The following is a 19,225-nucleotide window of genomic DNA, read 5'->3' as shown; positions in this document are numbered from 1 at the left end:
AGGAATGGCGCGGGGGCCGTGGGCCTCCGCGCCATTCGCCGTGCGACTCCTACAGTCGCTGCCACAGGGCCGGAGTGGCGTCCGGCGACCACACACCCTGCGCCTGGTGGGTCTGCAGGCACTGGTAACGCACGCCGGACTGGGTGACGGTCTGCCCGGTCTCGTAGACGTGCCCGGGGATCCACGCGTCCGCCGCGGCGTTGTCCTGCGGGGCCTGTGCCCCGGTCTGGGCGGTCTTCAGCGTGAGGCCGAAGTCGCTCAGGATCGGGTTGACCGGCTGGAAGAAGGTGGTCCCGCCGCTCGTGCAGTCCCCCGAGCCGCCCGAGGTGGTGCCCTGGGCCTGGGCGCCGGAGATGAACGGGCCGCCGGAGTCACCCGGTTCGGAGCACACGCTGGTCTTGGTCAGGCCGTTGACCGTGCCCTCTTCGTACTGGACCGTCGCGCCCAGCTGCTGGATCGTGCCGCAGTGCCAGCCGGAGGTGGAGCCGGAGCGGCAGACCGACGCCCCGACGAGCGCCTGGACGGAGCCCGCGACCGACGCCCGCTTGCCGCCCTGCCCCTTGTAGTCGGGCGTGGCGGTCCAGTTGCTGTTGACGCCCACCCAGGACATGTCCTTGCCGGGGAACGTGGACGCCTTGAACGTGCCCTGGTCGGTCTTGTCGTAGCCCGCCGTCTTGTCGCCGGGGTTGCCGCAGTGGCCCGCGGAGGCGAAGCCCTGCTGGGAGCCCTTGGTGACGGAGAATCCGATCGAGCAGCGGGCGCTGTTGTCGATGTAGTAGGCGTCGCCGCCGACGAGGTCGGTCCGCAGCTTCGGCCGGTCCGCCGAGATCCGGACCACCACGCCACGCCCTTCGAGACCGGCGGCCTTGATGAGGGCCTTGGCCGCCGCCTGCCTGGTCGCCTGTACGACGACCCGGTTCGCCGGCACGTCGACGTACCAGACCGGGGTGTCGCGGGAGCGCAGGTGCCCGGCGGTCGCGTCCAGCCTCTCCTTGAGCGCCTGGAGGGTGCTCAGCGGCGTGGTGACGACGGCGGCCTTGGCGCCCTGGGCCTGGATGGCGGCCGAGTCCGCCGCGTGGGTGGTGGCGACGGTGAGCTCGGCAGAGGTCGCCCCGCTCACCCAGGCACCGGCGAAGTGCCCGCCCAGAGAGTTGCGGAGGCGGCCCGCACGGGTGCCGGCCTCGGCCTCGTTGACCAGCCGGGCCCTGGCCTGGGACCGCGTCAGCCCCAGGTCGCGCTCCATCGCGCGCAGCACCTGGGCCGGCGGCCGGATGGCGCCCAGGGTGCGGGCGGCGAGGTGCGCGGGTCCCGGTGCGGGGGGCGGCGGGGCCGCGGCGGCGGACGGGACTCCGGTGAGTACTAGTGCGCCGAGCGCGGTCAGGGCGGCGCGGCGGGCGCCCACTGCATGTCTGCCGACCATGCGGTGTACCTCCTTCTGAAGAGGGGTGAGACGGTGGCGAATCCGTAGGCGGCCTTGCCGCAAAGGGCCGGAACGATGTCAAAGGCGAGGCTCTTTCGCGCTTTGGGGGACGCACGGGGTGGCATGTGCAGTACTGACCGGCTTGGCCACCGCAGGAGTCGGCCGATCATCGACATGGCCGGTGAGGTGCTGATCGCGGACTTCGCCTGCCGTCAGCAGGAGGTGTGGGCAATCCGTCGCAGTCTGGGCGGACTCGCTCAGAGCCCGGTGTGTGCCGCAGTCCGCTCGGGGGACGAAGTGCGGCACACACCGGTTGAGCAGGCCCCGGAGCGCACCTGGAGGACGACGCACGGGGGCCTGACCTGCGGATGCCCCGGTGTGCCGGCTCCAGGCCAGGCCAACCGGGTGATGCGCCACCGTGGGGCCCGGACGCGGTCGGGGGTGCATGGCCGGCGCGGTGGTGGGGACTCGGAGTGGAGCCCGGGTTGGCGGCTTTCCCTAGGGGGCCAACCTGGTCAGGTTCCCCTGGTTCGGACTGTGAGCCCGGGGGAGCCGCGCCCGGATGGTTCAGGACGGGCTGCGGTGCTCGCGCAGAGGGTGGTCGCCCTGGTGGGTCCGGGCGGCATCGAGGCACGGCCCGGGGCCCAGCCGCTTCTGCAACTTGTCGCTGTCGATGACCAGTTGATCGGTGGGGGCGAGGGTCTGCCCCGTGCTGTCGTGGGGCACCAGGATTCCCGATGCGCCGCATCCCTGGACCAGCTGCCGCGCGAACCGACTCCACTCCATGACCATCCCCGCCTCAGCCGGTGGTTACTTGCTCGGGCCGGCCGACCCGGCTGCCGCTGTTCAGGTCAGGCGTCCTGGTCTGCGGTGGCGGCGGTATGCCCGGCCTCGTGGCTCATCAGGACCGAGAGCAGTTCGGCGACGGTGGCCGGGGCATCGGCGGGATGGCGCAGGACCCGGTCGGGGGCGATCCGGTAGACGTTCGAGCGGCCTTCCCGGCTGTGGGTGAGGTATCCGCCCTCCTCCAGGTCCGCGATGATCTTCTGTACGGCCCGTTCGGTGAGCCGGCAGCGGGCGGCGATGTCGCGGACCCGGGTGGTGTGGTCCTCGGCGATGGCCGCCAACACCCGGGAGTGATTGGTCAAAAAGGTCCAGCCTGCGTGAGGTTCCGGCGCTCGCTCCATCCCCCCAGGATACGGTCCCTGATTCACGCATTCAAAAGGACGTACTGCATTTCATGGTTTTCTTGACGTGAACGGGTGGTGAGGTGATGCTGGAAGCGGCCGACCCACCATCTGCGCCGGGAGCACCGATGTCCCCTCACGCGGCCTTCCCCCGGGAAGACGTGCCCTGCACGGCCTGCGGCACCGAACTCCAGCGCCCGCCGCTACCGGCGTCGGCGGCCCTGCCGGCGCCGCTCACCATCAGTGTCGACGCCGCCGGCGACCGGAGCGTGGTCCTGGTCTGCGGCGAACTCGACCTGGAGGGCAACCCGATCCTGCAGCAGGCGCTGGGCGAGGCGCTCACCCGCGCCACCGACGGCGTGGAACTGGACCTCTCCGGCGTCGGCTTCTGCGACTGCGCCGCCCTCAACGTCCTGCTCCACATGCACCACCGCGCCCAGAAGATGGCCAAGTCATTCGTCGTGCGCGCCACCAGCCCGGCCGTGCACCGCCTGCTCACCCTCACCGGCACCCTCCCCCACCTCACGCAAGGGTGCACGCCGGCCGACGGACAGCCGGCCGTCCGACGACGGCCTCGCCGTTGAAAATGCGCAGCTGCACCGGGCGATGGAGACCCGTGCGCCGATCGACCTGGCCAGAGGCATGCTCATGGCCTCCTTCCACCCGACCGCCGAGCAGGCCTGGCACCTGCTGGTGACCGCCTCCCAGCACAGCAACTCGAAACTGCGCGAGATCGCCGACGCCCTGCTGCGGACCGCCGACGGCCGTACACCGCTGCCCGAGTCCCTCGCCGGACATGTGGCCACCGCCGTACGCAGCCACACCGGTCCGGCAAGCTGAAACAACGCCCCTGTCACCCGGGCCGGTGTCCGGCGGCGTCGCCGTCCGGGCCGTCGGTGAGGGCGATGCGGGCGCTGATCCGCTTGCCGACCGGCTCCTTGTGCGCTTCGAAGCCCTGGGCGATGGCCATCACGATCTCCAAGCCGTGCTGGCCCACCCGTCCGGCGTCCGCGGTCCGGGCCAGCGGCAGCGCCGGATCGGAGTCCCACACCACGATCTCCACCGTCCCGTCCGCGATCCGAAGGTCCATCAGCAGCGGGCCGGGCGCATATTTACAGGCGTTGGTGACCAGTTCGCTGACCACCAGCTGGGTCAGGTCCAGGGCGCGCTGCGAGATGGCCACGCCATGCGTCGTCTGTGCATGGTGGAGGAAGTCCGCGGCCAGATGGCGGGCCCTGGCGATACAGGTGCCGTCCCCCACCAGCGCCACGGTGAACTGCATGGCCCGGTCGCCCGGCACGATGCCGTCTTCCCCCGCCGAGCCTGGTTCCACCACAGCTGCCATTCACTCCCCCACATCGCCTGGCGCGTACCCGGACTTTCGCGGATCACGCCTTGCTCTTCTGTTGCATCCGCCACACCTCGCCCCCGCTCCGACCCGGCGGGGCAGCACTGCATGCCAGGGTCCGCATGTGCCAGGATCACCGGCATGGCTGACCCAGAGATGACAGGCAACCAATCCGCCGGCCAGACCGGCGAGTTGTCCGTGGCGGTCACCGCCAGCGACGGCATCCGGGTGGTGACACCGACCGGAGAGATCGACCACGCCACCGGCGACCCGCTCCGCCGGGCCCTGGAGGTCTCCGACGTCCCCCGCCCCCGCATCGTGCTCGACCTGCACCAGGTCACCTTCATGGACTCCACCGGCATCAACATCCTCATCAACGCCCACCACACCCTCAGCGAGGCCGGCGGCTGGCTCCGCCTCGCCGCGCCCACCGCTGTCGTGTCGCGCACCCTGCAGATCGTCGGCGTCGACACCGTCATCGACTGCAACGACACCCTCCACCACGCGCTCACCGGCTGACCGCCCATCACCGCTCGTACGGGGACATCAGCCGGCCACAGCCGTCGCGTCGACCACACCCTGGTGATGCGTCACACGGCATCACGGCCGAAGTGGACCGCCGACTCCGCGATTTCGCCGTGACGTGGAGTGTTGTCACCCTGCGGCACGCATGAACCGCCAGAACGCGGTGACATGGTTGTGTCATGTGCTGGAGTGCGACGGCTGATCTCGTGGCGGGTTCTGCGATCGCCGGTGTCGGTGTGGCCTGTGTGGCGCGGGTGCGGCGGATCGGGGATCTCCCGCTCGCCGCGCTGCCGTTGCTGCTCGGGGCGCATCAGCTCGTCGAGGCCCGGGTGTGGCAGCTCGGCGGCGGTACCGGACCGGCCACCGTCGCCTGGGCGGTGATCGCGTTCCCGTTGCTGGCGGTGTGGGTGCCGGTGGCCGTGATGTGTGCCGTTCCACGGCGTGATCGACGACGACCTGCCGTTCCGCTGGTGGCCGGCGTGCTGACCGCCGCGGTGATGGCGTACACCATCGCCACCCACACCGTCCGGGCGGAGATCCGTGGTCACACCGTCGGCTACGTGATCGGGCTGCCGCACGGCGAAGTGCTGGTCGCGGGCTATCTGCTGGCCACCGTGGGCGCGTTTCTGCTGTCCGGCGACGACTGGCTGCGGGTGCTCGGCCTGCTGGCCGCCGTGGGTGCGCTGGTGTGCTGGGCGCTGTGGCGGCTGGAGTTCGTCTCGACCTGGTGCGCCGTCGCGGCGGTGAGCTCGGTGGTGGTGTTCGGGTGGGTGGTCCGACGCGCGCGTACAGGGACTCGGTGTCACGCTGAAACCGTCTGAACGCTGCGAAAGGGCACCCCTGTGATCACCACCGACTTCGTTCCCGGTTCCCCTTGCTGGCTCGACCTCGGCGCGCCTGACGTCCCGGCGGCCGCGGCCTTCTACGGCGCCGTGCTCGGCTGGGACTTCGAGTCCATGGGCGAGGGCGCGGAGGGCGGCATGTTCCGCAAGGACGGCAAGGTCGTCGCCGGACTGGGCAAGCTCACCGAGGAAGGCGCCCGCTCCGCCTGGATGATCTACTACGACGTCGCCGACGTGGACGCCACGACGCAGGCCGTGGAGCGCGCGGGCGGCACGGTGCGGATGGCGCCGAGGGCCTTCGGCGACCAGGGCAGAACGGCGCAGTACAGCGACCCGGCGGGCGGCCAGTTCGCGGTCTGGCAGCCGGGGAAGATCACCGGTTTCGAGCTGGCGGACGCGCCGGGCTCGCTGTCCTGGACCGAGCTCTACACGACCGACGCACCGGCCGCGAGGGAGTTCTACGGCACCGTCCTCGGCTGGCAGTTCGGCGACATGCCGATGCCGGGCGGGGGAGGCGCGTACACCCTGATCACCCCGGCCGGTCTCCCCGAGGAGCGGATGCAGGGCGGCCTGATGCAGCTGGCCCCGAAGGATCTCTCCCTGACGAACGGACGGCCGTACTGGCACCCGGTCTTCGCGGTCGACGACTGCGACGCGGCCGTCGCGCAGGTGACGGGGAACGGCGGAAGCGTGCAGATGGGGCCGGCCGACATGGAGGGCGTGGGCCGGCTGGCCGTCTGCCTCGACCCGTCGAACGCGGACTTCGTGGTGCTCACGCCGGCCCAGGGCTGAGCGCGCTCCTTCCGTACGTCAGTGCCAGCCGAAGCGGCGGTCCACCACGGCCGCGAACTCCTCCAGGGTCACGACGTCGTCGCCGTTCAGGTCCGCCGCGTCGAACAGGGCGGAGGAGTCGTCGGCATCCCCCAGGCCCCAGAACGGCAGGTCTCCCGCCGCGGCGAGCGTCGGGCCCTTCGTGCGCAGGGCGATGATCACCTCGTCGCGGGTCAGCATGCCGTTGTGGTCGAGGTCGAGCGCCTCGAAGAGTTTGCGGGCCTTCTCGCTCATCGTGTCCCCTCGTTTCTGTCCTGCACGAGGACGCCAGTTCCCCCGGCCGGGTTCCCTACACGGTCCGGGCGACCAGGAGGGCGACGTCGTCGTGGTCGTCGGGGTGGCGCAGGCCGTACAGGAGCAGGTCGCAGGTCTCCTCCAGCGGGCGCTGGGGCTCGTCGAGGAAGCTGAGCAGAACGTTCAGCCGGTCGTCCAGGGAGTGCTGGCGGGTCTCGACGAGGCCGTCGGTGTAGAGGACCAGCAGGTCGCCGGGCCCGAGCCGGACCGTAGTGGTCTCGAAGGGGATGCCGCCGACGCCGAGCGGGGCGCCGGGCGGCAGGTCGAGCAGTTCGGCGGGGCGGTCCGGGCCGGCCAGGGCGGGCGGCATGTGCCCGGCGTTGGCGATGTCGCACCGCCCGGTGCGCGGGTCGTAGACCGCGTAGAGGCAGGTGACGATGTAGTGCTCCAGATCGCAGGTGATCTTGTCCAGATGCTGGAGCACGGCGCCGGGGGCGAGGTCGAGGTCGGCATAGGCGCAGGTGGCGGTGCGCAGCCGGCCCATGGTGGCGGCGGCGTCGATGCCGTTGCCCATGACGTCGCCGACGACCAGCGCGGTCTTGTCGTCGCTGAGCGGGATGACGTCGTACCAGTCGCCGCCGACCTCGCTGGTGGCCTGGGCGGGCTGGTAGCGGGAGGCGAGTTCGAGGCCCGCGTGCCGGGGCGGATGGTCGGGCAGCAGACTGCGCTGGAGGGTGAGCGCGGTGTTGCGCACGCTCTGGAACCAGCGGGCGTTGTCGATGGCCACCGCCGCACGGCCGGCCAGTTCGGTGGCGAGGACTACGTCGTCCTCGTCGAACGGCAGCGGGTTACGGGTCCGCTTGAGGTCGAGGGCGCCGAGCACCTCACCGTGGGCGATCAGCGGCACGGCGAGGTAGGAGTGCACGCCGGCCTGGGCCAGCAGCGCGCCGGCCTCGGCGTCGCGGGCGATACGCGGCAGATCCCGGTCGCCGACATGGCGCACCAGGACCGGCCGCCCGGAGTGCACGCACAGCGTGACCAGGCGGTCCCCGTCGTAGGCGGCGAGGTCGCCGGGCGGGTCGGCGGCGCGCAGCGCCACGGTCGGGTGGGCCGCCTTGAGGGCGAGGGCGCGGAAGAGCTCCGGGCCGTCGTCCGGCCGGCGCGAGCGGCGGCAGGCCAGCGCCGAGTCGAGGACGTCCACGGCGACCACGTCGGCGAGCTGCGGCACCGCGATCTCGGCCAGTTCACGTGCGGTGTCCTCCACCTCCAGCGTGGTGCCGACGCGCACCGAGGCGTCCGCGATGAGGGCGAGCCGGCGCCGGGCCCGGTCGGCCTCGGCGGCCGCGCGGTGCCGCTCGGTGACGTCGACGACGGAGGCTGCCGCGCCCAGGACCCGCCCGCCGGGGTCCTCCAGCCGGTAGAAGGACAGCGACCAGGCGTGCTCGTGCTCGGGGTCGGCCGTGGGGCGGCCCACGTGGTACTGGTCGAGCAGCGGGCTGCCGGTGGTGAGCACCTGGCGCAGTGCGGACTCGATGGTGTCGACGTCCGGCAGCGTCAGGATCTCGTGCAGGCTGTGGCCCACGTGGTCCTCGGCGGGGACGCCGTCGATGCGGGCCAGCGCCGGGTTGACCAGGAGGTAGCGCAGATCGGGGTCCAGCAGGGCCAGGCCGATGGGGGACTGGTTGATCAGCCGCTCGCACAGGGCCAGATCGGTCTCGACGCGCTGGAGCAGGTTGTGGTCGGCGGCGATCCCCAGGGCGTAGACGTCCCCCAGGTCGTCCTGGAGGCGCATGTTGCGGAACTCCATCAGCCGGGTGCTGCCGTCCTTGTGCCGGATGGGGAAGGTGCCCGCCCAGCTCCGGCCGGTCTGCAGCACCTCCGTGAACAGCTCGACCACGGCCTGCAGATGTTCGGGGTGGATGAACAGCCGGGCCGCGTAGGTGCCCAGCGCCTCCTCGGCGGTGTACCCGAACAGTTCCTCGGCCTGCGGGGTCCAGAACACGACGCGTCCACCGGCGTCGACGACCACCGCGGACACGCTCAGGACGTCCAGCAGGCCGGTGCGCCGGGGCTCCCCGGAGCCTTGACCGTCACCGCCGGACCGGAAGAAATCGGCCGTCATCCCGCACCCACCTCCGCCGCTTCCGCGGCATCCGGCGAGACCGTGCGGCGTCGCCGGCCACCCGGGTTCTGACCAGTGGCCCTTCCATGCTGCCCCCGGTCCGGGCGGGGCGGAAGCGGAGGGCGCTCCGGCGGGCTTTGCGCCGGAGCCGTGCACATCGGGCGGAGTAGCAGGAACATGGTGCTGTAAGGAACGAACCGGATGGCACCCATGGATCCTGCGCGAGAAGCATCCGGCGGGCCCCCGCCCGCGACACCGCGCGATCTCCTCGACGCGTCCAGCGACGCGGCGGCGATCGTGTCCGCCCAGGGTGCCGTGATCGGCTGGACCCGGGGCGCCGAGATCCTGCTCGGCCGGCCGGCCGCCCAGGTGGTCGGCGGCTCCGTCGAGCACCTGATGGCGATGGACCGGGACCCCGCGCGCGTGGCCGCCGTGGTCGAGCGGTGCCGCGCGGGCATGGGCTGGAACGGCCTGATCCCCCTGCGGCACGGCGACGGCGGCGTCGTCGACGTCGACCTGCGGGTCTCCGCGGCCTTTCGCATCGGCGCGGACGAGTGCTTCCTGATCTCGGCGCGGGAGGAGAAGCCGCAGTGGGCGATGGGCCAGTCCGTGCTCGACGGGTTCCTGACCCGCTCCCCGGTCGGCATGGCCGTGATGGACCTGGAGCTGCGCTACATGTGGCTCAACGACACCCTGGAGCGGTTCGGCGGTGTGCCCCGTGAGCAGCGGCTGGGGCGCCGGCTGAGCGAGCTGCTGCCCGGCCTTCAGGCGGCCACCATCGAGGGCCTGATGCGCAAGGTCCTGGAGACCGGCGTCCCGGTCACCGACTACGAGTACCTGGGCTGGAGCTGGGCCGATCCCCACCGTCAGCACGCCTACTCCACGTCCTTCTTCCCCCTGGTGGACGCCGCGGGCGTCACCACCGGGGTCTGCTACCTGGTCCAGGACGTCACCGAGCGGTGGAGCGCGCGCCGGCTGCTGACGCTGGTCAACGAGGCCGGGGCCAGCATCGGCACCACCCTGGACGTGATGGACACGGCGCAGGAACTCGCCGACTTCGCGGTGCCCCGCTTCGCGGACTTCGTCGTCGTGGACCTGCTGGAGCCCGTCCTGAGCACCGAAGGGCACGGAGCGTGGCTGACGGACGCCGGGCCGGCCTCCGTCCGGCCGATGCTGCGCCGCGCGGGCATGAGCTCGGTGCGCGAGGGCTGCCCGGAGGCCGTGGTGCGGATCGGGGACAGCGCGGGCTTCCTGCCGCCCTCGCACGACCTGAACCTGCTCATCGACGGCGAGCCGATCCTCATCCCCGTCCTCGACCCGTCCGCCCCCGAGTGGGTCACCGAAGAGCCCGAACGAGCAGACCGTATCCACAAGTTCGGCATGCACTCGCTCATCTCCGTGCCGATGCGGGCGCGCAACACCGCCCTCGGCATCACCACCTTCCTGCGCTCCCTCAACTCCGTCTCCTTCCAGCCCGACGACGTCCTGCTGGCCCGGGAGCTGGTGGCGCGCGCGGCGCTGTGCGTCGACAACGCCCGCCGCTACACCCGGGAACACACGGCGGCCGTCACCCTGCAGCGCAGTCTGCTGCCGCAGGTGCTGACCGGCGGAACCGCCCTGGAGGCGGCCTCCGCCTATCTGCCGGCCGACCCGACGGGTGGCGTGGGAGGCGACTGGTTCGACGTGATCCCGCTGTCCGGCGCGCGCGTGGGCCTGGTCGTCGGCGACGTGGTGGGGCACGGAATCACCGCCGCCGCGGCGATGGGCCGGCTGCGCACCGCCGTGCAGACCCTCGCCGACATGGAGCTGCCGCCCGACGAACTCCTCGCCCACCTCGACGACCTGGTGCTCCGGCTCAGCGCCGAGAAGTCCGACGACGAGGCGGCCCAGCGCAGCACGACCGCCTTCCTGGGGGCGACCTGCCTCTACGCCGTCTACGACCCCGTCACCGGCCGGTGCACGATGGCCCGGGCCGGACACCCGCCTCCCGTCGTGGTCGCCTCTGAGGGGCAGGTGTCTTTCCCAGAACCCCCGGCCGGGCCCCCGTTGGGGTTGGGGGGAATGGCCTTCGAGGCCACCGAGATCGAGCTCGGCGAGAACAGCGTGCTCGGTCTCTACACCGACGGCCTGATCGAGGGAACCGACGGCGACATGGAGCGCGGCATGTCACGGCTCGCCGACCTGCTGGCCCGCCCCGGCGCCGACCTCTCCGACCTCTGCACGTCCGTGGTGCAGCAGCTCGTGCCCGTACCGCAGCCCGACGACATCGCCCTTCTGCTGGCCCGCACGCACATCCTGGGTGAGGACCACGTCGCCTCCTGGGACGTGCCCGTCGACCCGTCCGCCGTGGCCGACGTCCGCGCGCAGGCGACCCGCCAGGTGGAGGCGTGGGGTCTGGGCGACCTCGCCATGACGACGGAACTCGTCGTCAGCGAGCTCGTCACCAACGCGATCCGTTACGCCGAGCCGCCCATCCGGCTACGGCTGCTCCGTGACGCCCGGCTGACCTGCGAGGTCGCCGACGCCAGCGGCACGGCCCCGCGGCTGCGGCATGCCCGCAGCATGGACGAGGGCGGTCGAGGACTCTTCCTGGTGGCCCAGCTGACCGACCGCTGGGGCGCCCGCCACACGCCCGACGGGAAGATCATCTGGGCGGAGCAGGAAATTCCGGATGTGGCTCACTAGCCCCTGTGCTGCTGCTTCGTGACCGGCGGCCCGGGGTGCTGCTGAGCCGCCTCGCCGACTTCTTGACAGGGGCGGAGTGCGCCTCCAAACTGGCGTTGCGCTAAGCGCACATCGTTTCGTATTACGCATCCGCACCGAGGTGGTCATGAAGATTCCCGCGTGCCCTCTTGCCGACCTGCCGCAGGGCGAGGCGTTCCGGATCGAGTCCGAACCGCCCGTCTCCGTCTTCCACACCGAGGACGGCGAGCTCTACGCGATCGACGACACGTGCACCCACCAGGACGCCTCGCTCGCGGACGGGTGGCTGGAGGGGTGCGAGGTCGAATGCCCGCTGCACGCCTCGAAGTTCGACCTGCGCACCGGCAACGTTGACGCCCCGCCGGCCCGCCTGCCCGTGCGCACCCACCAGGTCCTCGTCGAGGACGGCATGGTCTACGTCGAGCTGTCCGACGCCCGGCCGAACCTCCCGCCGGCCTGCGTCGCGGCCCGCCTCGGGGCGGTGCCGGCCGGAGGCGTGGCGTGAGGGACGCGGCGGTGCGCAAGGCCCGGTCCCGGTGATCGGCACCGCCCGCGCCGCCACGGCAACGCCCCCGGGAACACCGGAACTCCACCCCTACGGGCTGCCACGTCCCGGCCGCACGCTCGTCATGGGCGTCGTGAACGTCACCCCCGACTCGTTCTCCGACGGCGGGCGGTCGTTCGCCGCCGACGCGGCCGTCGCGCACGGCCTCGCGCTGTTCGAGGACGGGGCGGACATCGTCGACGTGGGCGGGGAGTCGACCCGCCCCGGCGCGGTCCGCCCACCGGTCGACGAAGAACTGCGCCGCGTCCTGCCCGTCGTACGGGAACTGGTCGCGGCGGGCGGCGTCGTCAGCGTCGACACCATGCGGGCCGAGGTCGCCGCGCGCGCCCTCGACGCGGGCGCACGGCTGATCAACGACGTCTCCGGCGGCCTCGCCGACCCCGCGATGCTGCCGCTGATGGCGCGCGCGGGGACGCCGTACGTCCTGATGCACTGGCGCGCCCACGCCACCGCCATGCAGGCGAACGCCGTCTACGCCGACGTCGTCACCGACGTGCTCGACGAACTGCGCCTGCGGATCGAGGCCGCGCTACGGGCAGGCATCCCTCCGGGCAGCCTGATCATGGACCCCGGCCTTGGCTTCGCCAAACAGCCCGACCACAACTGGGAGTTGCTGGCCCGCCTCGCGGAGGTCGCGTCCCTGGGCCACCCCGTCCTGGTGGGCGCCTCCCGCAAATCCTTCCTGGGCCGCCTGCTGGCCGACCCTGCGACGGGACAGCCCCGCCCGGCGCCGCGGCGCGACGCCGCGACCACCGCGGTTTCCGTTTTGGCCGCCGCGCAGGGCGCCTGGTGCCTACGCGTGCACGACGTCGCGTCGACGCTGGACGCGGTACGGGTGACGGCGCGGTGGGCGGCGGAGGCGGCGGTCTGAGGGGGCGACGGGGCGTGCCCAACTCGCCACTGCGCGTTCAGCCCAGATACCCCATCCGGTGACTGATCTCCTCCGCGCCCTTGACCAGCACCGGTGCCAGCTCGTGCATCCGTGCTTCCGTGAAGCGGTACGCCGGGCCGGAGGCGCTCAGGGCTGCGATGACCTCGCCGTCGCGGGAGCGGATCGGGGCCGCCATGGCGTGCAGGCCGATCTCGAGCTCCTCCAGCGTGATCGAGTAGCCGCGCTCGCGTGACCGGGTGAGGTCCTTGTCGAGCTTCGTCCGCGCCGTGAGGGTGTGGGGCGTCAGCTTCTGCAGCCCGGAGCCACCGAGCACCGCGGCGCGCGCCTCCTCCGAGAGATGGGCGAGCAGGATCTTGCCGCTGGACGTGGCGTGCGGCGGGGTCAGCTGGCCGACCCAGTTGTGCGTGCCGACCGCGCCTGGACCGCGTACCTGGTAGAGGTTGACCGCGAAATGCTCCTGCAGGACCGCGATGTTGACGGTCTCGCCGAACTCCTCGGCGAGCCGCTCGCACACGGGCCGGCCCTGCTGGGTGATGTCGAGCCGGCCCGTGACCGCGCCGGCCAGGCGCACGATGCCGAAGCCGAGCCGGTACTTGCCGCGCTCCGTCGCCTGTTCCACCAGGCCGCGGGACTCCAGCGCCCCGAGCAGACGGAACGCCGTCGACTTGTGGACGTCGATCTCGGCGGCCACCTCGCTCACACCCGCCTCGCCGCGCTGGGCGAGAATCTCCAGGACGCTGACGGCACGGTCGACGGACTGCACACCGCTCACCGCAGGCCCCGTTGTTTCGCCATCTGCCGTGTGGTTGCTCATAGCGCAACTATACGCATCCCGGTCGGCGGTCCGGGAAGCCCTGGGGAGGCTCGGGGGAGAGCCGTCGCGACCTCGCGTCAGCCTCGCATCAGCGGCGCCTCAGCGGAAGACCACCGTGCAACGTCCGTTGACCAGAACGCGGCTCTGCGTGTGCCAAGCGATCGCGCGCGCGAGCACCTGCGCCTCGACGTCGCGGCCCATGGCCACCAGTTCGTCCGGGGTGCGGGAGTGGTCCACGCGGACCACCTCCTGCTCGATGATCGGGCCCTCGTCGAGGTCGGAGGTGACGTAGTGCGCCGTGGCGCCCACGAGTTTGACCCCGCGCTGATGTGCCTGGACGTAGGGGCGGGCCCCCTTGAAGCTCGGCAGGAACGAGTGGTGAATGTTGATGGCCCGCCCGTCGAGCTGCTTGCACAGGTCGTCGGAGAGGATCTGCATGTAGCGGGCGAGCACCACGAGGTCGACGTCGAGCTCGTCGACCAGCTCCAGCAGCCGCGCCTCCGCCTCCGCCTTGGTGTCCGGGGTGACCGGGACGTGGTGGAAGGGGATGCCGTAGCTCTCGGCCAGTGACTCGAACTCCCGGTGGTTGGAGACGATCGCCGGGATCTCGATGTTCAGCGCGCCCGTGGACCTGCGGAACAGCAGGTCGTTCAGGCAGTGGCCGAACTTCGACACCATGATCAGGGTGCGCGTCGGCGTCGAGGCGTCGTACAGCTGCCAGCTGATCCGGTACGCCTCGGCCACCGGGCCGAAGCCGGTGCGCAGCTCCTCCAGCGAGAGCGCCGGATCGGAGACGTCGAAATGCACCCGCATGAAGAAGCGGTCCTGAAGCCGGTCGTCGAACTGCTGGCTCTCCAGGATGTTGCCGGAGTGACTCATGAGATAGGTGGTCACGGCGTGGACCAGGCCGGCCTGGTCGGGACACGAGAGGGTCAGGACGAACTCGCTGCCGGGCTGCGGTCGAGGAGACATGGCATCCTCCGTCGGGACTTGATCGAGGGTGCGTATTACGCAACTTGATGAGCTATACGCAACATGGTCGGGGGTAGTGGGCGGCTGGTCAAGGGGTTCGGGCAGAACTGCCGGTAGCGTCGCCGTATCCGACCGAGGAGGGCCGCATGGCGACCAGGTGGACCGTGACGATCGACTGCGCACGGCCGGCGGAACTCGCCGCGTTCTGGGCGCTGGCGCTCGGCTACGCGGAACGGCCCGCCCCCGCCGGATACGGCAGTTGGGAGGAGTGGCTGACCCACCACGGCGTCCCGGAGGAGGAGTGGGACGAAGGCGCGTACCTCAGCGATCCGGACGGAGTAGGCCCCAACATCTCGTTCCTACGGGTCCCGGAGCCGAAGGTGGCGAAGAACCGGCTGCATCTGGACGTACAGGTCGGCGGCGGCCGGGAGACACCGTGGGAAGAGCGGTGGCCGCGCGTGCTGGAGGCGATGGAGAGACTCACCGAGGCGGGCGCCTTGGTGATCAGCGAGGAGGCCCTGGACGGCAGGCCGGATCACATGGTGATGGCGGATCCGGAGGGCAACGAATTCTGTTTGCTCTGAGGGGAGTTCACGCCGCGGGCTGTCGTCGTGAGGTGGAAGCGCTGACGGGGCGGACGGCCACGTGAGCCGACCGCGCCCCGGCGAACGCGGACGGTCGGTCGTGCCGTCGTGGGCCGTCGGCTCCGCCCTCAGATACGCCGTGATTCATCGTGCCGGCCCGCGAACCGTTCACAGGCGGCTTGGAGTTCGAGCATCTCCTCCTCGTACGGGTGCCGGCGCTGCGTGGTTCCGTACGGCAGCGGCAGGGCCACCCGGGAGCCGTCGTGCAGTACGGCGACCGCCCTCAGCCGGTCACCCCTCCGCGCGCTGTCCGCCCACTCCACCTGCATCCGCTCGATTCGGGCGACCTCGATCCAGGCCAGACGCCGCCACCGCAGGATGGTCCGGAATCGCAGCCCTTCCCGATCGGCCACGAGCCCCCGCCGGAATCCCGCTATCTCGCAGGTGAGATACACGGCGACCAGGACCACCGCGCAAACGCCCGCATCACCCAGTGCGCACGCCCGGTCCACCAGCGCAGGGTCAGCTCCTCTGCACGGATCACAGCGGGATTCTGACACCGGGACACTTGGGCGGACAGAGAGCTGCTGCAACAGGAATGTGACGCGGTTCACCGGTAAACGGTGACAGGGTGTTGTCGCGGACGGTTGTGATGGTCGACGCATGACGATCACCGATGAGGACTGCCTGGCCGAGACCCTGGCGTTCAACGAGCAGTTCGAGGCCACGGCCGCGAGCCGCCCGGCGCGCGACGAGACGCCCAACGCAACCATGCTGGCCGCCCTGCGGCGTAACCGGCTCGGCGGCGACACGCCACCGGTGCGACTGACGCAGGGCCAAGACCGCGTCGTTGAGGGCGGGGTGAAGGTACGAGTCTTCGTGCCGGAGCAGGTTGACGGCGTGTACCTGCACTTCCACGGAGGCGGCTGGACGTTCGGCTCCGCGGACGGGCAGGACGAAAGACTGTGGCGACTCGCCGAGCAGACCCGGCTCGCCGTGGTCAGCGTGGACTACCGCCTCGCACCGGAACACCCCTTCCCCGCCGGACCCGACGACTGCGAAGCCGCCGCACGGTGGCTGGTGAGGCACGCCGCGACCGAGTTCGGCACCGAGCGGCTGCTGATCGGCGGCGAATCGGCCGGTGCCCACCTCAGTGTTGTGACGCTGCTGCGCCTTCGCGATCGACACGGCATCACCAGCGCGTTCCGGGCCGCCCACCTGCTCTTCGGCCCCTACGACCTGTCGATGACACCAAGCCGGCGATCGTTCGGCTCCAAGCGGCTGCTGAGCAATACCGACACACTGCGGCGGACCTATGAGCTGGTCACCCCAGGCATGGACGCGGAACAGCGCCGTGATCCGGAGGTCTCACCGCTGTTCGCCAACCTTGTCGGCATGCCGCCCGCCCGGATCGTCGTCGGCAGCGAAGATCCGCTGCGGGACGACTCGCTGTTCCTGGCCCAACGGTGGCAGGCGGCGGGCGCGCCCGTGCGGTTGGGCGTCGTCGCCGGCGCCATGCACGGCTTCACCCTCTTCCCGCTGACCATCACCGAACGGGAGTTGCGACGCGGACGGGACTTCCTGTCCACCGCGGGCCTGTAGCGTCGCCCGCATGAACCGCACCGCCCGGCTGTATGCGCTGGTGGAAGAGTTGCGCGCAGCCGCGCCGCAGCCGCTGACGGTCGCGGCGCTCGCCGTGCGCTTCGAGGTGAGCACGCGCACGGTGCAGCGCGACCTCCAGGCGTTGATGGGGACCGGCGTCCCGGTGCGCACGACACCGGGACGCGGCGGGGGCTGGTCGATCGACCCGGCCATGACGCTGCCCCCGATCCACTTCACCGCTGAGGAAGCCTCGGCCCTGGCCGTCGCCCTCGCCGCGACCGATGTCTTCGCCCCGTACGCCGGGGCGGCCCGCACGGCGGCCCAGAAGATCGTGGCCTCGATGACCGGTCCCGCCTCAGCGGCGGCACAGGAACTGGCCACCCGGATCGTTGCGCTGCCCGCACCCTCCGACGCCGCAGTCCGCACCGCGGTGGAACAGGCCCTCACCACCAACACGGTCCTGCGGCTGTCCTACACCGACGCGGCAGGACGCGAAAGCGACCGCATCGTGGAACCGGCCGGACTGCTCACCGCCGACGGCCGGTGGTACCTCATCGCCTGGTGCCGCACGCGACTGGCCGGCCGGGGCTTCCGGCTGGACCGCATCACAGCAGCGACTCCGACCACGGAGCAGGCACACCCCCGCAACCTGACCGAGCTACTGCGCGGCTCGGCCGCAGCCGACGCGGTGCAGCCCACCACGCTGGCTCCGTTCACACCCCGTCTTGAGAAACCGATCGCACCCCTCCGGTGAACCATTCCGGTCACGGCACCGGCGGTAGATGACGAAGGTGGAGACGCGCCGGCTGCGGGTCGGCAGCGGTGTTCCGCACTGAGGAACGCTCGGCGGAATGTGCAACATGATGAAAGGGGTGCCGGCGCCCCGTCAAGGGTGGATCGCGGCCACGGTGAGAAGTCGCAAGAGGTTCGGCGCACCGTCTTGACGCCGTCGAGCTATCGGGGTTCCGTTGCGTGCACAGCAACGCGTTCTTCTGGACGCAACCGCGCAATCCCACGCAACGACATGTCAGTCCCCGATCCCCCCGGAGTTGAAATGTCCATCCGTGCCGTCGACGAGGCGCCACTGAACAAGTTCCATCGAAAACTCACCTGGGCCTGCGCCGGCGGCCCCTTCCTGGACGGCTATCTGCTCAGCATCATCGGTGTCGCGCTCGTCGGGATGAGCGGGGAGCTGAACCTCACCACCGGCGACGAGAGCCTGATCGGTGCCGCCGCGCTGGTCGGCATCTTCGTGGGCGGCCTCTTCTTCGGTGCCGTCACCGACAAGCTCGGCCGCGAGGCGATGTACACCATCGACCTGGCGGTCCTGGTCGGCGGCTCCGTCCTGTCGATCTTCGCCACCGAGACCTGGCAGTTCGTCGTGCTGCGCTTCGTCCTCGGCATGGCCATCGGTGCCGACTACCCGATCGCGACGTCCCTGCTGGCCGAATGGGTGCCGAACAGGCACCGAGGCCGACTGCTGGGCGTCCTCATCCTGGCCTGGTACGTCGGCGCGGCGGCCGCCTACGTCGTCGGCTACGCGATGGCCGAGATCGGCGGCCCCGGCACCTGGCGCTGGATGCTCGCCTCGGGCGGTGTGCTGAGCGCCCTGATCCTTCTGATGCGCATCGGCACGCCCGAGTCACCGCTGTGGCTGGTCAACAAGGGCCGTACCGCCGACGCCCAGAAGGCGATCCGCAAAGCCCTCGACCGGACCGTGCCGACCGAGGACCTGCTGGCGGCCGCTGCCGAGGAGCAGTCGGTGGAGCAGAGCCGGTTCCGCGATCTGTTCCAAGGGGTCTACTTGCGCAGGACGTTGTTCTGCGGGCTGTTCTACATGTGCCAGATCACGCCGATGTTCGCCCTCTACACCTTCGGCCCCGCCATCCTGGGCTCCTTCGGCCTGGGCGAGGGCAACGACAGCTACCTGGGTTCGGCCCTGATCAGCGTCGTGTTCGTCGTGGGCTGCATCCCCGCGCTGCGCCTGGTGGACCGGGTGGGACGCCGCCCGGTCATCGTGTGGTCGTTCGCCCTGATGGCGGTCCCGCTCGCGGTGCTCGGCGGCGGCTCCGCGCTGCCCATCGCCGTGGTCGTCACCTGCTTCTGCGCCTACGCCCTCTTCTCGGGCGGCCCCACGGTGCTGGAGTGGACGTATCCCAACGAGCTGTTCCCTACCGGCATCCGGGCCACCGCCGGCGGCGTGGCGACGTCCATCAGCCGTATCGGCGCCGCCGCGGGCACCTATCTGCTGCCGATCTCCCTGGCCCGCCTGGGCATCGGCCCGACCATGCTGATCGGCGCCGGCATCACCCTCGTGGGCTGGCTGGTGTCGGTGCTGTGGGCCGAGGAGACGCGCGGCCGCACCCTGGCGGAGACCAGCGCGCTGCCCGGCTCCCGGCGGCCCGTGACGGCCGACGGGGAGCGCCGCGGCGTCCTGCGTAAGAGCGGTCTGTGACGCTCCTGGCGAGGTGACGGCGCCGAACCGGGGGGCATGCCAGCCGCGGGCCCAACCGCGGGGCCCCGCGGGGAGTATCGCCCGGCTGACAGTGGGGGGCGGGGGGGCGCCCTCAGACCCCGCGAGGCC

The 19,225-nt window shown here is 71.3% G+C and carries 21 protein-coding genes; 12 read left to right on the top strand and 9 right to left on the bottom strand.

The window, feature by feature from the left end:
• Window positions 1-49 precede the first annotated feature (49 nt).
• The 3 genes from ACGFYN_RS21510 to ACGFYN_RS21500 form a co-directional block, all read right to left on the bottom strand.
• Window positions 50-1,420 carry an alpha-lytic protease prodomain-containing protein gene (locus ACGFYN_RS21510; protein ID WP_393867442.1) on the bottom strand — a complete coding sequence of 457 codons (1,371 nt, stop codon included), beginning with the start codon at window positions 1,418-1,420 and terminating at the stop codon, window positions 50-52.
• Window positions 1,421-1,987: 567 nt separating this feature from the next.
• On the bottom strand, window positions 1,988-2,206 hold the full coding sequence (locus ACGFYN_RS21505) for a hypothetical protein (RefSeq protein ID WP_393867441.1): 219 nt from the start codon (window positions 2,204-2,206) through the stop codon (window positions 1,988-1,990).
• Window positions 2,207-2,271: 65 nt separating this feature from the next.
• The gene (locus tag ACGFYN_RS21500; protein WP_393867440.1) at window positions 2,272-2,607 is read right to left on the bottom strand and encodes a helix-turn-helix transcriptional regulator; all 336 of its coding nucleotides are present in this window, start codon (window positions 2,605-2,607) and stop codon (window positions 2,272-2,274) included.
• A gap of 128 nt (window positions 2,608-2,735) precedes the next feature.
• On the opposite strand from ACGFYN_RS21500, the gene ACGFYN_RS21495 reads away from it, so the two are divergent.
• Together ACGFYN_RS21495 and ACGFYN_RS21490 are read left to right on the top strand one after the other, a co-directional pair.
• Window positions 2,736-3,191 (top strand): STAS domain-containing protein, encoded by a 456-nt coding sequence (locus ACGFYN_RS21495; protein WP_393867439.1) that lies wholly within the window; start codon window positions 2,736-2,738, stop codon window positions 3,189-3,191.
• Window positions 3,192-3,213: 22 nt separating this feature from the next.
• Complete coding sequence (locus tag ACGFYN_RS21490) at window positions 3,214-3,447, top strand: ANTAR domain-containing protein (protein ID WP_393867438.1); 234 nt, start codon at window positions 3,214-3,216, stop codon at window positions 3,445-3,447.
• A 13-nt stretch (window positions 3,448-3,460) separates the two neighbouring features.
• Here ACGFYN_RS21490 and ACGFYN_RS21485 read toward each other — a convergent pair whose 3' ends face one another.
• Window positions 3,461-3,952: an ATP-binding protein gene (locus ACGFYN_RS21485; RefSeq protein ID WP_393867437.1), complete on the bottom strand. Its 492-nt coding sequence runs from the start codon at window positions 3,950-3,952 to the stop codon at window positions 3,461-3,463.
• 144 nt (window positions 3,953-4,096) lie between these two features.
• On the opposite strand from ACGFYN_RS21485, the gene ACGFYN_RS21480 reads away from it, so the two are divergent.
• The 3 genes from ACGFYN_RS21480 (at window position 4,097) to ACGFYN_RS21470 (ending at window position 6,114) form a co-directional block, all read left to right on the top strand.
• Window positions 4,097-4,474 (top strand): STAS domain-containing protein, encoded by a 378-nt coding sequence (locus ACGFYN_RS21480; RefSeq protein WP_393867436.1) that lies wholly within the window; start codon window positions 4,097-4,099, stop codon window positions 4,472-4,474.
• A gap of 185 nt (window positions 4,475-4,659) precedes the next feature.
• Window positions 4,660-5,301 (top strand): DUF6629 family protein, encoded by a 642-nt coding sequence (locus tag ACGFYN_RS21475; protein WP_393867435.1) that lies wholly within the window; start codon window positions 4,660-4,662, stop codon window positions 5,299-5,301.
• A gap of 21 nt (window positions 5,302-5,322) precedes the next feature.
• Window positions 5,323-6,114, top strand: coding sequence for a VOC family protein (locus tag ACGFYN_RS21470; protein ID WP_393867434.1), 792 nt, complete (start codon window positions 5,323-5,325; stop codon window positions 6,112-6,114).
• 18 nt (window positions 6,115-6,132) lie between these two features.
• Here the strand turns inward: ACGFYN_RS21470 and ACGFYN_RS21465 are convergent, their stop codons facing one another.
• Entirely contained in the window at window positions 6,133-6,387 is a 255-nt protein-coding gene (locus ACGFYN_RS21465; RefSeq protein WP_393867433.1) for an EF-hand domain-containing protein, read from the bottom strand.
• Window positions 6,388-6,442: 55 nt separating this feature from the next.
• Window positions 6,443-8,509, bottom strand: coding sequence for a SpoIIE family protein phosphatase (locus ACGFYN_RS21460; protein ID WP_393867432.1), 2,067 nt, complete (start codon window positions 8,507-8,509; stop codon window positions 6,443-6,445).
• A gap of 201 nt (window positions 8,510-8,710) precedes the next feature.
• Between ACGFYN_RS21460 and ACGFYN_RS21455 the strand changes: the two genes are divergently transcribed.
• The 3 genes from ACGFYN_RS21455 (at window position 8,711) to folP (ending at window position 12,648) form a co-directional block, all read left to right on the top strand.
• A complete protein-coding gene (locus ACGFYN_RS21455; protein ID WP_393867431.1) occupies window positions 8,711-11,194 on the top strand; it encodes a SpoIIE family protein phosphatase in 2,484 nt (827 codons plus the stop codon).
• A 145-nt stretch (window positions 11,195-11,339) separates the two neighbouring features.
• Window positions 11,340-11,717 carry a bifunctional 3-phenylpropionate/cinnamic acid dioxygenase ferredoxin subunit gene (locus ACGFYN_RS21450; protein WP_393867430.1) on the top strand — a complete coding sequence of 126 codons (378 nt, stop codon included), beginning with the start codon at window positions 11,340-11,342 and terminating at the stop codon, window positions 11,715-11,717.
• A gap of 124 nt (window positions 11,718-11,841) precedes the next feature.
• Entirely contained in the window at window positions 11,842-12,648 is an 807-nt protein-coding gene (gene folP, locus ACGFYN_RS21445) for a dihydropteroate synthase (RefSeq protein WP_393867677.1), read from the top strand.
• 37 nt (window positions 12,649-12,685) lie between these two features.
• Here the strand turns inward: folP and ACGFYN_RS21440 are convergent, their stop codons facing one another.
• Together ACGFYN_RS21440 and purU are read right to left on the bottom strand one after the other, a co-directional pair.
• Window positions 12,686-13,483: an IclR family transcriptional regulator gene (locus tag ACGFYN_RS21440; RefSeq protein ID WP_393867429.1), complete on the bottom strand. Its 798-nt coding sequence runs from the start codon at window positions 13,481-13,483 to the stop codon at window positions 12,686-12,688.
• Between the two features lie 99 nt (window positions 13,484-13,582).
• Window positions 13,583-14,455: a formyltetrahydrofolate deformylase gene (gene purU / locus ACGFYN_RS21435; protein WP_393867428.1), complete on the bottom strand. Its 873-nt coding sequence runs from the start codon at window positions 14,453-14,455 to the stop codon at window positions 13,583-13,585.
• A 146-nt stretch (window positions 14,456-14,601) separates the two neighbouring features.
• Here purU and ACGFYN_RS21430 point away from each other — a divergent pair, with 146 nt between their 5' ends.
• The gene (locus ACGFYN_RS21430) at window positions 14,602-15,039 is read left to right on the top strand and encodes a VOC family protein (RefSeq protein ID WP_393867427.1); all 438 of its coding nucleotides are present in this window, start codon (window positions 14,602-14,604) and stop codon (window positions 15,037-15,039) included.
• A 128-nt stretch (window positions 15,040-15,167) separates the two neighbouring features.
• Here the strand turns inward: ACGFYN_RS21430 and ACGFYN_RS21425 are convergent, their stop codons facing one another.
• On the bottom strand, window positions 15,168-15,551 hold the full coding sequence (locus ACGFYN_RS21425; RefSeq protein WP_393867426.1) for a hypothetical protein: 384 nt from the start codon (window positions 15,549-15,551) through the stop codon (window positions 15,168-15,170).
• A 151-nt stretch (window positions 15,552-15,702) separates the two neighbouring features.
• Between ACGFYN_RS21425 and ACGFYN_RS21420 the strand changes: the two genes are divergently transcribed.
• The 3 genes from ACGFYN_RS21420 (at window position 15,703) to ACGFYN_RS21410 (ending at window position 19,096) form a co-directional block, all read left to right on the top strand.
• Complete coding sequence (locus tag ACGFYN_RS21420) at window positions 15,703-16,641, top strand: alpha/beta hydrolase (RefSeq protein ID WP_393867425.1); 939 nt, start codon at window positions 15,703-15,705, stop codon at window positions 16,639-16,641.
• Window positions 16,642-16,651: 10 nt separating this feature from the next.
• On the top strand, window positions 16,652-17,395 hold the full coding sequence (locus ACGFYN_RS21415; RefSeq protein WP_393867424.1) for a helix-turn-helix transcriptional regulator: 744 nt from the start codon (window positions 16,652-16,654) through the stop codon (window positions 17,393-17,395).
• Between the two features lie 300 nt (window positions 17,396-17,695).
• Complete coding sequence (locus ACGFYN_RS21410; protein ID WP_393867423.1) at window positions 17,696-19,096, top strand: MFS transporter; 1,401 nt, start codon at window positions 17,696-17,698, stop codon at window positions 19,094-19,096.
• Window positions 19,097-19,225: the final 129 nt, after the last annotated feature.

This window comes from Streptomyces sp. NPDC048419 (assembly GCF_043200415.1).
Lineage (GTDB): Bacteria > Actinomycetota > Actinomycetes > Streptomycetales > Streptomycetaceae > Streptomyces.
The sequence above is the reverse complement of the archived record's forward strand: the minus strand, read 5'-3'. Positions and strand labels throughout refer to the sequence as shown.

What these genes read in the sequence shown, in the direction of transcription:
- ACGFYN_RS21420 (WP_393867425.1), top strand. Translation starts at nt 15,703, where the DNA reads ATGACGATCACCGATGAGGACTGCCTGGCCGAGACCCTGGCGTTCAAC.
- ACGFYN_RS21460 (WP_393867432.1), bottom strand. Translation starts at nt 8,509, where the DNA reads ATGACGGCCGATTTCTTCCGGTCCGGCGGTGACGGTCAAGGCTCCGGG.
- ACGFYN_RS21465 (WP_393867433.1), bottom strand. Translation starts at nt 6,387, where the DNA reads ATGAGCGAGAAGGCCCGCAAACTCTTCGAGGCGCTCGACCTCGACCAC.
- ACGFYN_RS21485 (WP_393867437.1), bottom strand. Translation starts at nt 3,952, where the DNA reads ATGGCAGCTGTGGTGGAACCAGGCTCGGCGGGGGAAGACGGCATCGTG.
- ACGFYN_RS21475 (WP_393867435.1), top strand. Translation starts at nt 4,660, where the DNA reads ATGTGCTGGAGTGCGACGGCTGATCTCGTGGCGGGTTCTGCGATCGCC.
- ACGFYN_RS21455 (WP_393867431.1), top strand. Translation starts at nt 8,711, where the DNA reads ATGGCACCCATGGATCCTGCGCGAGAAGCATCCGGCGGGCCCCCGCCC.
- ACGFYN_RS21450 (WP_393867430.1), top strand. Translation starts at nt 11,340, where the DNA reads ATGAAGATTCCCGCGTGCCCTCTTGCCGACCTGCCGCAGGGCGAGGCG.
- folP (WP_393867677.1), top strand. Translation starts at nt 11,842, where the DNA reads ATGGGCGTCGTGAACGTCACCCCCGACTCGTTCTCCGACGGCGGGCGG.
- ACGFYN_RS21430 (WP_393867427.1), top strand. Translation starts at nt 14,602, where the DNA reads ATGGCGACCAGGTGGACCGTGACGATCGACTGCGCACGGCCGGCGGAA.
- ACGFYN_RS21440 (WP_393867429.1), bottom strand. Translation starts at nt 13,483, where the DNA reads ATGAGCAACCACACGGCAGATGGCGAAACAACGGGGCCTGCGGTGAGC.
- ACGFYN_RS21490 (WP_393867438.1), top strand. Translation starts at nt 3,214, where the DNA reads ATGGAGACCCGTGCGCCGATCGACCTGGCCAGAGGCATGCTCATGGCC.
- purU (WP_393867428.1), bottom strand. Translation starts at nt 14,455, where the DNA reads ATGTCTCCTCGACCGCAGCCCGGCAGCGAGTTCGTCCTGACCCTCTCG.
- ACGFYN_RS21505 (WP_393867441.1), bottom strand. Translation starts at nt 2,206, where the DNA reads ATGGAGTGGAGTCGGTTCGCGCGGCAGCTGGTCCAGGGATGCGGCGCA.
- ACGFYN_RS21415 (WP_393867424.1), top strand. Translation starts at nt 16,652, where the DNA reads ATGAACCGCACCGCCCGGCTGTATGCGCTGGTGGAAGAGTTGCGCGCA.
- ACGFYN_RS21510 (WP_393867442.1), bottom strand. Translation starts at nt 1,420, where the DNA reads ATGGTCGGCAGACATGCAGTGGGCGCCCGCCGCGCCGCCCTGACCGCG.
- ACGFYN_RS21410 (WP_393867423.1), top strand. Translation starts at nt 17,696, where the DNA reads ATGTCCATCCGTGCCGTCGACGAGGCGCCACTGAACAAGTTCCATCGA.
- ACGFYN_RS21500 (WP_393867440.1), bottom strand. Translation starts at nt 2,607, where the DNA reads ATGGAGCGAGCGCCGGAACCTCACGCAGGCTGGACCTTTTTGACCAAT.
- ACGFYN_RS21495 (WP_393867439.1), top strand. Translation starts at nt 2,736, where the DNA reads ATGTCCCCTCACGCGGCCTTCCCCCGGGAAGACGTGCCCTGCACGGCC.
- ACGFYN_RS21480 (WP_393867436.1), top strand. Translation starts at nt 4,097, where the DNA reads ATGGCTGACCCAGAGATGACAGGCAACCAATCCGCCGGCCAGACCGGC.